Below are 12,549 nucleotides of genomic sequence, written 5' to 3' on the forward strand. Positions count from 1 at the left end.
CTAAAGGGTTTCTGACAATTACCGCACTTAAATTGACGACGATTAACTTGTAGGTACACTGGTTGACCTGAGATTGGTAAATCTTTGACTAAATGTCGATGATTTTGGTGGAGTTTATCCCTCTCTAACCCACAACGAGGACAGGCTGCTTTTTTATTTTTCGATTCGACTGGTCAAACTATACCGATATTTTCTAGGTGTCGACAGCCTTGAATACAGGTTCCTTGTAGGTTCAAAAATTTGTCAAGTATCATAAGTAAAATAATCTCGTTTTTGGCTATTATATTAAATCTTAACTCAATTGTCTATCTTTTGGTATTAATCTATTTGTGCCTTAAGTCTTTTCCTGTATGAATTTCAGCTACTTTTGAGGGTAGTTGCTCTCATCGAATTTTATTTTAAGTTAATTATTTGCATAACAATTCCCGAAGAGCCCCTTTATATTGTAAAAATAGTCAAGTTCTTAATTGTCGGTCTTGCCGAGAATATCGTCTTATGAGGGGAGAATTATTAGTAGCCTGGGCAGCACAACAAAAATCCTTCGATAGCAATTCTGCTGTGAACAGCCAAACGGTGGGAGACATTCCTGAACTGGTTCTTGTCTTGATCCTGCTGCTCCTGATTGCCACTGCCGTTGCCCTAGTAACCCAGCGATTACGCATTTCCTATGTGGCAGGTTTAGTCTTAGCAGGATTACCGATTACCGATCTGTTATCTCGTCGTATTGGCTTAGATCCGTTTTTAGTGCTTAACCTTTTTCTGCCGATTCTGATTTTTGAAGCGGCGATTAATACGGATATCAGCCGTCTTCGCCGTACCTTTAAACCGATCGCACTGCTCGCAGGACCTGGTTCGGTTTTTTCTGCGGCGGTTATTGCAGTTTTGGTAAAATTTGGCCTGGGGCTAGATTGGATTCCCGCCTTATTGGTGGGAGTGATTCTAGCAAACACCGATACTGTCTCAATCATTGCCGTCTTTAGAGAAATTCGGGTTCCCTCTAGGCTCTCGACTATTGTGGAAGGGGAAACACTATTTAATGATGCAGCCGCACTCGTCACCTTTAATTTGCTCTTGGTGATTTACGCGACTGGAACCATCAGCACCACACAAGTCATCAAGGAAGTGTTGATCGTTGCTCTGGGTGGGGGATTAGTGGGCGCTGTCCTAGGCTACCTGTGTCTGCCTATCTATGTGCGCTTACGGGATCCGCTTAGTAGCCTTTTGCTTACGGTTGCGCTTGCCTTGGGAGCTTTTCAACTCGGGCAGTTTTTGGGTGTATCGGGAGCGGTAGCGGTAGTTATTGCCGGACTTGTCTTTGGTAACTTGGGGCTGCCTCGCAGCGCCTCTGCATCCGATCGCATTACCCTGATCAGTTTTTGGGAATATGCCGGTTTTATCGTCAATACCTTTATTTTTCTGCTTATTGGTATTGAAATCAACCCCTTGACCCTATGGCAAACCTTGCCATCGATTGTGCTGGTCATTTTGGCTTATCAATTGGGGCGTATTCTGTCAGTGTATTCTTTACTATGGGTACTTCGCTGGATTGATCGACCGATCCCCTTGCGCTGGCAACATATTCTGATTTTGGGCAACATCAAGGGTTCCCTCTCCATGGCCCTAGCGGTTGCTATTCCTTTGACTCTAACAGGGAGGGAATTGATCATCGAGCTAGTCTTTGGCTCTGTGTTATTTTCTCTGGTTATCCAAGGATTAGCCTTACCCTGGTTAATTAAAAAGCTCAATATTAGTCAGGTTTCGGCAGTAACCCAGGAGATTGGCCAGTTGCAGCTGCAGTTGATCGCGTCGAAAGCGGCACAAGATGAGTTAGCCAATTTACTGAAATCTGGCGTTTTACCGAAAGCAGTGTACGAAGAACTGTGGGCATCTTATCAGGCAAAAGTGGCGGTATCGGAACGGCTGCTGCGGGATGCTTATAATCAGTCTCGATCGGGGCAAATGGAGCCTAACAACAGTCAGTTAGATGCCATTCGACGACGATTGTTCCTCGCTGAGAAAGCAGCCTTGAGCGATGCACTTCGCAAACGCATTGTACCGGAAGACTTGGTACAATCCTACGTTAAAGGTTTGGATGAGAAACTTCTATCGTTGGACGATGATTAGTTTGAATGCCGAGGTAATCGATCATGGGTTTGACGTATTCCGGACGAGTGACCACCAGAATAGTTGAGTCTGCTTCTAGGACGGTATTCCCGTTGGGAATCTCTAAACTGGCAGAAGCGTGACACTGATAGCCAATAATCAGCGAACCGGTCGGAAAGTTGGCATCTTGAGCAATTTGGGCAACGGTACGCCCAGCTACATAACAATCCTTGGGGACGGGCAGCTTTAGCACCTCCACTTGTCCCTGTTCAAAGTGCATCATCGATTCTACTTCGGGGTATTCGATCGCATTGGCCATGGTGACAACGGCTAAATCAATCGTGCTGATGATGTGACTAGCTCTAGCAAGACGATAGGCTTCGAGAAATTCGCGATCGCACATTCTCACCACAATATGGGAAATGCCATAACTTCTAGACAAGGTGACTAGGGCTAGATTCATCGCATCGTCCCTCAATGCGGCAACAACCGCGTTAGCTTGTCGAATCCCCGCCTCTAGCAGAACTTTCGTACTGACAGCACTCCCCTCAAAGGCCATGACACCAATTTTTTCCCGGGCAAACCGACAAGCTAAAGGATCCACATCAACGATGGCGACGGTGTGTCCCAAGTCTAAAAGTTGTTGGGCTAAACCTAGCCCCACCATTCCCGCCCCACCAATTAAAACGTACATAGCGGCTCTTTACTTAACAAAATACTACCCAATTAAGTGGTTTCAATTAGATTATAACCAGCTACTTACCCCAAAAATCTCCACAGACAACATCAAATAAATTTATTTTTATCAATTCAAATACAAGAAAAAACAACTCTCTTGATTCTCAATCGATCAATATTTCGGGAAATAGTCAGGTATTTATCCTCCAATCGGATAATTCTCGCAACTTGCTCAGGATTTGGCGAGTTATAGGAGTTGGTTTCGCTCTAGGACGCGTTATGTTGACAAAATCTCGATCTCGCGCTCGATTACGGTGATAATTTGTAAAATATTTCTAGATTCGCCAGGTTGAACGTTTAACTCATCTCCTACATGGACATGATCGGGAAAATTCGGTAAATCGGGAAAATGTTCCACGTTATCCCAGCGTTTTCTTAACTTCTGTTTGCTTGCGTCCATCCATTGATAGCGATAGCTTATCGTAACGATGCGTTGATCGATCGAGGTAAAAGCCTCCGCAATTTCTAAAAAATCTCCGTTCGTTAAAAGGACTCTCGCTCGGAAATAGCCTCGATCGAATAAAATTCTTTCATCGACAATCGTGAAAGAGTTCACAATCGAACTCTCAGATAATTTCCGTTTAACCTTGCGAATATAATCGGCTATCTCCATCTAATTTGATCGTAAACTTATCTCTTTTCTAGCTGCCAATAGCATTTCATAATAAACATTCCACTCGAAATAATCGATAGCGTCCCCTAGCTCACCAGAACGAAATCTAGGAGAGAATTCTTCCGAACTCATGCGATATTGATTTTCGTATTGCTTGACACGGGTTTCTAAATCCAAAATTTGAGCGTTAATCTGCAAATTTTCCCGTTGTTCGCTCTCAATTTTCCGATTCAGTAACTCTCTTTCTTCCTCGGAGAGAGAGAGAATAATTCGCGCGAGAGAATCAATCAGTTGGGTGTTCATTGTCGTTAAAATCCGAGATAGGATTATTTCCCCTGAGAACTGTAGCAGATTCGATCGAGAACCGCTGCCATGACTTCTAGGAAATAATGGGTGGATGAGGCTGTACCTATCCACCCTAGATATCTAAATCTGCGGGGCTAAATTTCTTGTTAATCTGAGGAAAACCTAACTGTTTAATCACTTGATGTTTGCGTTCTTCCTCAAGGGATTGCAAATTATTATAATTAACCCAGTGAATACAGTTAACCGGACAAGTCTCGATCGCTTCTTGAATAATTTCTTCTTCGTCACCGTCCTGATTATAGACACGAGAGCGACCGTATTCGCCTTCAATAAAAAAGGTATTGGGGGCAACGTGGGCGCAGTGTTTACAACCAATACAAGTGACCTCATCGACGTAAACCGCTTTCTGGCGCAGTAAACCACCCAATTCGGGTTCAAAACCGGTGCGATCAGGGGAATCTCTTAGAAATCCCCCTAACTCTGGTTCAAAACCAGAGCGTTCGGGAGAAAAATCAGCCATTAGGCGCTCCAACGTTGTACCAATAGACGAATAGAACCATCAGTATTTTTTTCCTGTGCTGCCACCTGAAAACCCTGTTTAGCAGTTTCTGCCAGGATGGTGTGGTAGGCATAACCTTGATTTACTTTTCTTAAAAATCCCTCTACGGTTAGAGGTTGTTGCCAGTATTGTAAATCGGCAACTAACTCGTACTCGTTGCCATTCCAGCGAAAACCGATATCGTAATTGTTATCCTGCTCGATTACCACCTCTGCGCTTAAAGTTTGACCTTGATAACCTTTGACGGGGTGGGAACCCTCTTTCCATTCCATCCCCATATCGCTCAGGGCGGCTTTTAGGTAGGATAGATCGCGGATTTTGGTTTTGATATTGCTAAAGTGTGACATGGCTTTTCAGTGGCTTAAATAAAGGGATTGGGAAAAATGAAAAATTACCAGTCGCTAAAAGTGGCTGCGTTGCTGACTTTCTCTGACTGGCTGACGGTTTGATGGTAATAATCCGAGGTTTTCTCTTGAGACATCAGCTGCCCGAGTTGTGCCTCGATCGCCGCCGTCACCTCTTGACAAGATGAACCGACTATGCCTGTCACCTTTTCCATGACGCGACCATCGGGATAGATAATAAACTCTAGGCTTTCCATGCTCATAGGTCTTCTCGGCGTAATCTGGGGTTTGCAAAGCTCCCTATCGTTTTAATTTACGATAGTTTGCTAATCGTAGCAATCTGGTTAAAATTTTAGCAAAACTTTATATTACGTCACCTAACCACTTTCATTTTTTGTAAGTTTCGCGTAACTTTTCTTTATCGTCAACGGCGAACCTATCCCCGGAGGGCATAATTTAACAAAACTACACAAAAAAGACGACCTGAAACGATAAATTGAAAATAAAGGAGATGCAACGGCGAACCACGACCGCCGAGATCATAGAATTTTGTCTATAGGAATCAGAACAGATATGAATAAACAAATAGCCAGCGATCGCCTTCGGATCGGTGTTTTAGGTTTTGGTGGTTTGGGACAGGCTGCCGCTAGAATTCTCGCCCCCAAACAGGAAATGCTTTGGACTGCCGCCGCCGATAAAGCCGGTTTTGCATACCACAAAGACGGTCTAGATGTCAATACCTGTAACAAAATTTATCATGACCGGGGTTCGATTGGTTATCTGGAAAATTACGGCAGTCTCAGCCAGAACAGTATCGAGGAATTAATCAAAACTGCCGACGTAGAGGGCTATTTTCTCGCCTTACCGAATTTACCTAACAATTTCATGGCCGATATCGCTAAAACTTTCATTCGCTTAGGTTGGCGCGGGGTTTTAGTCGATGCTCTCAAACGTACCAGCGCCATGGCACAAATCTTAGCACTACAAGCAGACCTAGAAGCCGCCGGCATCACCTACATGACCGGCTGCGGTGCTACCCCCGGACTGTTAACTGCGGCCGCTGCCCTAGCTGCCCAGAGTTATGCGGAGATTCATAGCGTTAAAATTACCTTCGGCGTGGGAATTGCCAACTGGGAGGCTTATCGTGCCACTATTCGCGAAGATATCGCCCATTTACCCGGTTACGACCCAGAAACAGCCCACCAGATGAGTGACGCAGAAGTGGAAATGCTGTTAAATAAAACCAATGGCATTCTTAGCCTCGAAAATATGGAACACGCGGACGATATTATGCTGGAATTGGCTGGAATTTGTGGACGCGATCGCGTTTCCGTCGGGGGTGTGGTGGATACGCGCAACCCGAAAAAGCCTTTAAGTACCAATGTTAAGGTCACGGGGCGGACTTTTGAAGGCAAAATTTCCACCCATACCTTCACTTTAGGTGATGAAACCAGTATGGCGGCCAATGTCTGTGGGCCAGCTTTCGGTTATCTGAAAGCGGGGGTTTCCCTGCATCGTCGCGGTATCTACGGATTATGGACAGCAGCAGAGATTATGCCGCAATTTGTGCGCTAGGGGTTTCTCTGGCGTAAAATAGCTAAAACTTTCGGGAAAATAGCGGGTAAGGGAGCGATCGCTTCTAGGCTCTCTCCCGTGACCGGATGTATTAAAATTAAACGATAGGCGTGGAGTAATTGCCCGGGTAGATTAATTCCGATGGAACGACCAGAACTATAGAGGGGATCCCCAAGAATCGGATGACCGATGTGGCTGCTATGAACGCGAATTTGATGAGTTCTGCCAGTTTCTAGGCGAAATTCCATTAAGGTGTAGTTGCCTAGTCTTTCTTTGACTTGCCAGTGAGTGACGGCATTTCTACCTCCTTTTTCCACGGCAATAATAGCCATCTTTTGGCGATCGCTACGGTGACGACCGATCGGCAGATCAATTGTACCTGTTTCGCTTTTGGGGACACCGTGGACAAGGGCCATATATTCCCGGCGTGCAGTTTTGGTTTTTAATTGTGCCTGTAGGTGTTGATGGGCCTGGTCGGTTTTGGCAATAACGATCGCACCCGTGGTATCCTTATCTAAGCGGTGGACTATGCCGGGGCGTTGAATTCCACCAATTCCGGCTAAATTTGGGCAGTGATGCAGTAAAGCGTTGACCAAGGTTCCCGATTCGTGACCGGGGGCCGGATGAACCACTAAATCGGCAGGTTTATTGATAATAATCAGATATTCGTCTTCGTAAAGAATATCAAGCTCGATCGCCTCGGCGCTTAATTCGAGGGGTTGAATGTCGGGAATGGTAATCTTTAAGCGATCGCCTTGACCAACTTTAGTATTTTTATTAGTGCAAATTTGACCGTTTAACTGTATATATCCCTGTTCTATCAGTTTTTGCAGCCTCGATCTCGATAAATCGGGCAATTGTGACCCCATCCAAGCATCTAAACGTTCTTTTTTTCCCGCAACTTCTAAGTTTAATTGGTTCATCGATTTTTAGTGATCAGGGTGTAAGGTTTAGGAGAATCGAGAAAAACTGACTTGAGATTATTTAAACTTAGCTCAACAATTCCAGTTATTTTAACAGTAATTGAACTTGCTCTGGCTGCTTGAGATAGGAATCTTGGGATTAAATTTTCCTGATTTTTAACGACAAAAGCCAAAGCAAATCAGTAGAGATTTACTCATACCCAAAAAAATAGAGAGACGTTGATTATAGCAACGTCTCTAGATCAGAAATTAATCAATCAGAGTAAGCCAAGCTGTTTTAAACAAGCGAATTTTGCCCACTTTAGTCAACAAAAAAACCATTTAAAACTCCTGAAATGATCGAAACCACGATCGAACCGAATAAAGCCGCAAAAAATGATTTTACCTCAAAGCCACGGATAAAATAGGAGGCTAAAGAAAAGGAAATGGCATTGACCACAAAAATAAATAACCCTAGGGTCAAAATAGTTAAAGGCAGGGTAAAAAGAATCAACAGGGGTCTAATAATAGCATTAATTAAACCCAAAGCGACAGCAGCTATCAAAGCCACGGTAAAATCTTTAATTTCTATACCTGGTACTATTCGCGCTGTAATCAATAAAGAGACGGCGGTAATCAACCAACGGAGGAAAAAAGATAACATAAGTCCATCCATCTAAGATAGTTCATCCTCATCTATTTTAATCGCCATCGCCCCTTAAAGAGACGTAAGTTTTCAGGAGATGACAACGAAAACCGACATTGACTGCTTCCGCTGCCCGAAAACCAGAGCGGGAACATAGTATCGGTTACACTGGTTATAAACAGGAGGATTCGAGCGGACTATCACCCCCCGGAAAGAGGCAGCACTAAAGATGATATCTAGAAAAAATTTTAGCCAAAGCCAGCAAGTACCAATCGGTAAAACGAGAATTATTCAGGGAGCAACTGGCACTTTAATGCTAATGACTCTGCTTTCTCTCCTCTTAGCACCACCCAGTTTAGCATCTCCTGAGCCACCTAATTCGGTCATCGCCGCTACCCGTCAAGATTTGAGTCGGAAAACCAAGATATCCGTTAATCGCTTACAAATCCAAGCATCACAACCAAAAACCTGGCCCGACGGTTGTTTAGGATTAGCTAAACCGGGAGAATTCTGTACTCAAGCACTGGTGCAAGGATGGCGAATTATTCTGACTGATAAGCAAAAAACTTGGGTTTATCGCACCGATAGCAGCGGCACTAATCTCCGCTTAGAAAAGTGAATTTCTTTGGCTCTTTTCCGGCTGCTTTTTCGGCATCCCCAAGGCAGCGCTGTCCTGTCCGTTGGGTGATGAAAATCGGCTGAGAATGGCTCTAGGGTTTGTTTCAAGAATCTAGTCGTCTCTGGCAACGCTATTTAATTAATAATCCCAGTTTTTTGCTTTTTTTGCCCTATAACCCCTGAGAGGCTGGGAAAAGTAAGAAGTAATTCGGTCAACAGCCCTCAACTATCGTTAAGATGGGTAGGAGAAGGTAAAGTTTTATATGTCCCCTTCAACTGCGTTTAGGAGTTCCTGCTAAAGATGACACAAGCTACTCAGATTCAAGGAAAAGGAATTTTACTCAGTGAGGCTGCCCTCAAACACCTTACCACGCTCAAAGAGCAACAGGGCAAGGATTTATGTCTGCGCGTGGGTGTGCGTCAGGGGGGTTGTTCGGGAATGTCCTATATGATGGATTTTGAGCATCCTAGCAATATTGGCCCCCAAGATGAGGTTTTCGATTACGATGGCTTTAAAATTGTCTCTGATAAAAAAAGTCTGCTCTATCTCTACGGTCTCATGTTAGATTACAGCAACGCGATGATCGGCGGTGGTTTCCAATTCACTAATCCCAACGCCAGTCAAACCTGTGGCTGTGGTAAGTCTTTTGGCGTTTAATTATTTCTCTGGGGTGATACCTTTCACCCCCGCCTCCCAGAGGCAATTTTTTTTTGGCCAAAACTCTTGACAAAATCGGAGACTTGACATATACTTTTTATATAATGGGAATCCGTGCCTGCCTGCGAACCCTTCATTTTTAGGCTAGATACCCTGCTCTGAATTAGAGACGATAATAATCTGAGGAAAACTTTTTAGACATTAAGAAGGGTTTTGACTGAGATTCCGCAGGGTACGATTGACAAAGCTGAGGTAGTCGTCAATTTCTTCATAGGCATCGAGTTCTTGCTTTTGTGCGGGGGTAATTGCTGATCCTTTCTCTAGTTGGAGTAATTCTTCAATCCGAGTCTGAACGGCAGTGGAGGCTCGAAATATAGCAACTCCATCTTCTAATTCTAGGCAGACGGCTCCCTCTCTGGCTAGGGCAGAGGGCAAGTGATTGAGTTTAGGGATTGCTTGGGGGGTCATTTCAGTTACCAGTTATCAGTCATCGGTGACTACCAAGGATTTTAATTTTTATCCCCATTATTATACCTACGGCTGTGGTAAGTCTTGGCGATTTTTTTTGGCCAAAACCCTTGACAAAATCGGAGACTTGACATATACTTTTTGTATAATGGGAATCCGTGCCTGCCTGCGAACCCTTCATTTTTAGGCTAGATACCCTCAATGTTAGGATAATCGGCCATGTCAGGACAAACGGGCAATAAACCACTTTTTTCTCAACACTATCTTGAGCATCGGCTGCCGGATTCTGGGGAATGGCAAGAGGATGTATCGGTGGCATTTTCCCGCTTAGAGAGTCTTTATCAACAAAAAAAGGCGATTTTGCCGACTCTTAACGAAGCGCAAACGGAAGCAGAATTAATACAACCGATTCTAGAAATTCTCGGTTTTAGTTATATACCGCAGGTAAGCAGTAGGGGAAAAGGAAGGTCAGAAAGGCCAGATTATGCACTATTTGCCACAGAAAATGACCGTTATCAGGCCTATGCTCTCCAGAATAATGAAAGAGCCTTTTATAGTCAAGTTTTAGCGATCGCTGAGGCCAAATACTGGCAACGTTCTCTTAGTGACGTTTCTAAGAATGATCAGCGAGATATCTGGAAAAATAGTAATCCTTCCTTTCAGATCACCAATTATCTAACGGGGACGGGAGTAGATTGGGGTATTCTCACCAATGGTCGAGAATGGCGCTTATATTACCGTCAAGCGTCCTCCACAGCCACGGAATTTTATCTAGTGGACTTGATGGAACTATTAGAGGGGGGAGACCGGCAAAAATTTCGGTATTTCTGGTTATTTTTCCGTCAAGAGGCTTTTATTAAGGATATTCACGGTCAGAATTTCCTTGAACGGGTCCGGGAGGGAAGTACCACCTATGCCTCCAGAGTGAGTAACGAGTTAAAAGAGTTAGTCTTTGATCGCATTTTTCCCGATATTTCTCAAGGTTTTGTATCATTAAATACAGACATACAGCCAGATTTATTGTATGAGGCAAGTTTATCCCTGCTGTATAAATTATTATTTCTTCTCTACGCAGAAGCGCGGGACTTGCTGCCGGTGAGGGGAGACTATCGCGATTACAGCTTATTGCAAAAGACGCGAGAAATTGCCGTTAAAATCGATCGTCAGCAGGCCTTTAGTGGCACCTCGACGGGAATATACGATGCTCTCCTCAGTTTATTTCGCATTGTCGATCGAGGGGATGCTAATTTAGCCGTACCTCGTTACAACGGGGGTTTATTTGACATGGAAGAAGGCCGGGTGAATTGTTTTCTCGGTCAATACAAGTTATCCGATGCGGTTTTAGCGCCCATCCTAGACAAGTTAGCACGTTTTGAGGGACAGCCGATCGACTATAGTTTTTTAGGTGTGCGACAGTTAGGATCAATTTACGAAGGATTACTGGAATATCGCATCGTGATTGAGGGGGAATCGGTGCATCTGGAAAATGATCGGGGAGAAAGAAAAGCCACCGGTTCCTATTACACTCCCGATTATATTGTTAAATATATTGTCAGTCATACCCTCAAACCAATTTTAGAGCAAAGAGCGCGACAGTTCGGGGATGTGATGACAGAAATCGCCACCCGAAGACAAGAAAGCAGCGATAGACGTTTAGGAAATCTCAGTCAGCAGGGATTAGAAAAAGAGCTACAACGCTTAGAAAAAAAAGCGATCACCACCTTACTTGATCTTAAACTCTGTGACCCCGCCATGGGAAGCGGACATTTTTTAGTAGAAGCAGTGGACTATCTCACCGATGAGTTAATCCAGATTCTCAATCTTTATCCCGAAGATAATCCCGTTTTAACCATGTTGGAAACCACCCGACAAAATATTATCGACAATCTCCGACAACAGGGAATTATTCTCGATTCTCCCACCCTTGAACCAACGCAATTATTACAGAGAGTGGTGATGAAGCGCTGTATTTATGGGGTGGATATCAATCCGATGGCTGTAGAATTGGCCAAAGTTAGTCTCTGGTTACATTCTTTCACAGTGGGCGCACCTTTGAGTTTTTTGGATCATCATTTACGTTGTGGTAATTCTCTGATCGGAACTACCACCAAGGACGCAGAAGCCGCTATGATCGAGGAAGAAAGTGGTCAATTAACTCTTTTAACTGGCCCTTTTGTTGGGTTACTTCGGGCAGCAGAAATTATGCGGGGAATTAGTACCCTCAGCGATGCGACTTTTGCTGAAGTGGAAGCAAGCGAACAGTTATTCCGTGATTTTGATAGTCAAGCTAAACCCTACAAGCGTTTATTAGATGTTTTCCTCTCTCGCTTTTTTGGGGTTAAAACTGCTATCGAGTTTCTGCAGCGCTACGGTGGTAATATATCGGCAATTAATTGGGATAAGTTACCCCGTTCAGATCAAGGAATTTTAGACCAAGCAGCTAGTTTATATAAAAGTAAGCGTTTTTTTCATTGGGATCTGGAATTTCCTGAAGTTTTTATCGATCTTGATTCCGCTTCTTGGAAGGATAACCCCGGTTTTGATGCAGTAATCGGTAATCCTCCTTATGTTCGACAAGAAGGATTAAAAGATATTAAACCCTTTCTAAAAGAAAATTATCAATCTTTTCATGGAGTTGCCGATTTATACGTTTATTTTGTCGAAATGGGGTTACTATCCTTACAGCAAGGAGGTCACTTGGGTTTGATTATATCAAATAAATTTATGCGTGCTAATTATGGAACGAAATTAAGACAATTTCTCACCCAGCAAACAACTATAAAAGAAATTATCGATTTTGGAGAATTGCCTGTTTTTTCGGAAGCGGCAACTTTTCCATCTATTCTACTGATTGAAAATAATATTGTAGGTCAACAAAATGTTTTAGTATCAAAGATTAAGGGCTCTTCGGGAATTGTTATGCAAATAATTAACTTAAAATAAAATTCGATGAGAGCAACTACGCTCAAAAGTAGCTGAAATTCATACAGGAAAGGACTTAAGGCACAAATAGGTTAAT

The 12,549-nt window shown here is 43.6% G+C and carries 13 protein-coding genes and 2 pseudogenes; 5 read left to right on the top strand and 10 right to left on the bottom strand.

Annotated elements, in window-relative coordinates:
- Nucleotides 1-254: pseudogene (locus tag EWV60_RS17980) on the bottom strand (transposase family protein); the annotation flags it as partial.
- A gap of 241 nt (nucleotides 255-495) precedes the next feature.
- Between EWV60_RS17980 and EWV60_RS17985 the strand changes: the two are divergent.
- Entirely contained in the window at nucleotides 496-2,124 is a 1,629-nt protein-coding gene (locus EWV60_RS17985) for a cation:proton antiporter (RefSeq protein ID WP_287233838.1), read from the top strand.
- On the opposite strand, the gene EWV60_RS17990 is transcribed toward EWV60_RS17985, so the two are convergent.
- The 6 genes from EWV60_RS17990 to EWV60_RS18015 form a co-directional block, all read right to left on the bottom strand.
- Nucleotides 2,081-2,797, bottom strand: coding sequence for a potassium channel family protein (locus EWV60_RS17990; RefSeq protein WP_287233840.1), 717 nt, complete (start codon nucleotides 2,795-2,797; stop codon nucleotides 2,081-2,083). The two genes, EWV60_RS17985 and EWV60_RS17990, sit on opposite strands and share 44 nt — an antisense overlap.
- A 261-nt stretch (nucleotides 2,798-3,058) precedes the next feature.
- Complete coding sequence (locus EWV60_RS17995; RefSeq protein ID WP_238142021.1) at nucleotides 3,059-3,397, bottom strand: toxin-antitoxin system TumE family protein; 339 nt, start codon at nucleotides 3,395-3,397, stop codon at nucleotides 3,059-3,061.
- A 57-nt stretch (nucleotides 3,398-3,454) separates the two neighbouring features.
- On the bottom strand, nucleotides 3,455-3,757 hold the full coding sequence (locus EWV60_RS18000) for a hypothetical protein (protein WP_002747587.1): 303 nt from the start codon (nucleotides 3,755-3,757) through the stop codon (nucleotides 3,455-3,457).
- Between the two features lie 115 nt (nucleotides 3,758-3,872).
- A complete protein-coding gene (locus tag EWV60_RS18005; protein WP_104396940.1) occupies nucleotides 3,873-4,280 on the bottom strand; it encodes a ferredoxin in 408 nt (135 codons plus the stop codon).
- The gene (locus EWV60_RS18010; RefSeq protein WP_069475433.1) at nucleotides 4,280-4,666 is read right to left on the bottom strand and encodes a DUF1257 domain-containing protein; all 387 of its coding nucleotides are present in this window, start codon (nucleotides 4,664-4,666) and stop codon (nucleotides 4,280-4,282) included. The genes EWV60_RS18005 and EWV60_RS18010 overlap by 1 nt, the downstream gene beginning before the upstream one ends.
- Nucleotides 4,667-4,710: 44 nt before the next feature.
- Nucleotides 4,711-4,926 carry a DUF2997 domain-containing protein gene (locus EWV60_RS18015; RefSeq protein WP_002752708.1) on the bottom strand — a complete coding sequence of 72 codons (216 nt, stop codon included), beginning with the start codon at nucleotides 4,924-4,926 and terminating at the stop codon, nucleotides 4,711-4,713.
- Between the two features lie 310 nt (nucleotides 4,927-5,236).
- Between EWV60_RS18015 and bioU the strand changes: the two genes are divergently transcribed.
- Nucleotides 5,237-6,238 (top strand): (S)-8-amino-7-oxononanoate synthase BioU, encoded by a 1,002-nt coding sequence (bioU, locus tag EWV60_RS18020; protein WP_287233845.1) that lies wholly within the window; start codon nucleotides 5,237-5,239, stop codon nucleotides 6,236-6,238.
- Here bioU and EWV60_RS18025 read toward each other — a convergent pair.
- Both EWV60_RS18025 and EWV60_RS18030 read right to left on the bottom strand, forming a co-directional pair.
- Nucleotides 6,235-7,161, bottom strand: coding sequence for an RluA family pseudouridine synthase (locus EWV60_RS18025; RefSeq protein ID WP_016515619.1), 927 nt, complete (start codon nucleotides 7,159-7,161; stop codon nucleotides 6,235-6,237). The two genes, bioU and EWV60_RS18025, sit on opposite strands and share 4 nt — an antisense overlap.
- A 301-nt stretch (nucleotides 7,162-7,462) precedes the next feature.
- Nucleotides 7,463-7,804: a phage holin family protein gene (locus EWV60_RS18030; RefSeq protein WP_002752706.1), complete on the bottom strand. Its 342-nt coding sequence runs from the start codon at nucleotides 7,802-7,804 to the stop codon at nucleotides 7,463-7,465.
- A 211-nt stretch (nucleotides 7,805-8,015) separates the two neighbouring features.
- Between EWV60_RS18030 and EWV60_RS18035 the strand changes: the two genes are divergently transcribed.
- Together EWV60_RS18035 and EWV60_RS18040 are read left to right on the top strand one after the other, a co-directional pair.
- Nucleotides 8,016-8,405, top strand: a complete 390-nt coding sequence (locus EWV60_RS18035) for a DUF8738 domain-containing protein (protein ID WP_149107371.1) — start codon at nucleotides 8,016-8,018, stop codon at nucleotides 8,403-8,405.
- Nucleotides 8,406-8,705: 300 nt separating this feature from the next.
- Nucleotides 8,706-9,062 (top strand): iron-sulfur cluster assembly accessory protein, encoded by a 357-nt coding sequence (locus EWV60_RS18040; protein ID WP_002732517.1) that lies wholly within the window; start codon nucleotides 8,706-8,708, stop codon nucleotides 9,060-9,062.
- 201 nt (nucleotides 9,063-9,263) lie between these two features.
- On the opposite strand, the gene EWV60_RS18045 is transcribed toward EWV60_RS18040, so the two are convergent.
- A complete protein-coding gene (locus EWV60_RS18045; protein ID WP_002794283.1) occupies nucleotides 9,264-9,530 on the bottom strand; it encodes a hypothetical protein in 267 nt (88 codons plus the stop codon).
- Between the two features lie 219 nt (nucleotides 9,531-9,749).
- On the opposite strand from EWV60_RS18045, the pseudogene EWV60_RS18050 reads away from it, so the two are divergent.
- Nucleotides 9,750-12,431: pseudogene (locus EWV60_RS18050) on the top strand (Eco57I restriction-modification methylase domain-containing protein); the annotation flags it as partial.
- Nucleotides 12,432-12,549: the final 118 nt, after the last annotated feature.

The organism is Microcystis sp. Msp_OC_L_20101000_S702 (genome assembly GCF_007095705.1).
Lineage (GTDB): Bacteria > Cyanobacteriota > Cyanobacteriia > Cyanobacteriales > Microcystaceae > Microcystis > Microcystis ichthyoblabe_A.

Coding starts and splice junctions, on each gene's coding strand:
- EWV60_RS17985 (WP_287233838.1), top strand. CDS start 496: ATGAGGGGAGAATTATTAGTAGCCTGGGCAGCACAACAAAAATCCTTC.
- EWV60_RS17990 (WP_287233840.1), bottom strand. CDS start 2,797: ATGTACGTTTTAATTGGTGGGGCGGGAATGGTGGGGCTAGGTTTAGCC.
- EWV60_RS18000 (WP_002747587.1), bottom strand. CDS start 3,757: ATGAACACCCAACTGATTGATTCTCTCGCGCGAATTATTCTCTCTCTC.
- EWV60_RS18005 (WP_104396940.1), bottom strand. CDS start 4,280: ATGGCTGATTTTTCTCCCGAACGCTCTGGTTTTGAACCAGAGTTAGGG.
- EWV60_RS18010 (WP_069475433.1), bottom strand. CDS start 4,666: ATGTCACACTTTAGCAATATCAAAACCAAAATCCGCGATCTATCCTAC.
- EWV60_RS18015 (WP_002752708.1), bottom strand. CDS start 4,926: ATGAGCATGGAAAGCCTAGAGTTTATTATCTATCCCGATGGTCGCGTC.
- bioU (WP_287233845.1), top strand. CDS start 5,237: ATGAATAAACAAATAGCCAGCGATCGCCTTCGGATCGGTGTTTTAGGT.
- EWV60_RS18025 (WP_016515619.1), bottom strand. CDS start 7,161: ATGAACCAATTAAACTTAGAAGTTGCGGGAAAAAAAGAACGTTTAGAT.
- EWV60_RS18030 (WP_002752706.1), bottom strand. CDS start 7,804: ATGTTATCTTTTTTCCTCCGTTGGTTGATTACCGCCGTCTCTTTATTG.
- EWV60_RS18035 (WP_149107371.1), top strand. CDS start 8,016: ATGATATCTAGAAAAAATTTTAGCCAAAGCCAGCAAGTACCAATCGGT.
- EWV60_RS18040 (WP_002732517.1), top strand. CDS start 8,706: ATGACACAAGCTACTCAGATTCAAGGAAAAGGAATTTTACTCAGTGAG.
- EWV60_RS18045 (WP_002794283.1), bottom strand. CDS start 9,530: ATGACCCCCCAAGCAATCCCTAAACTCAATCACTTGCCCTCTGCCCTA.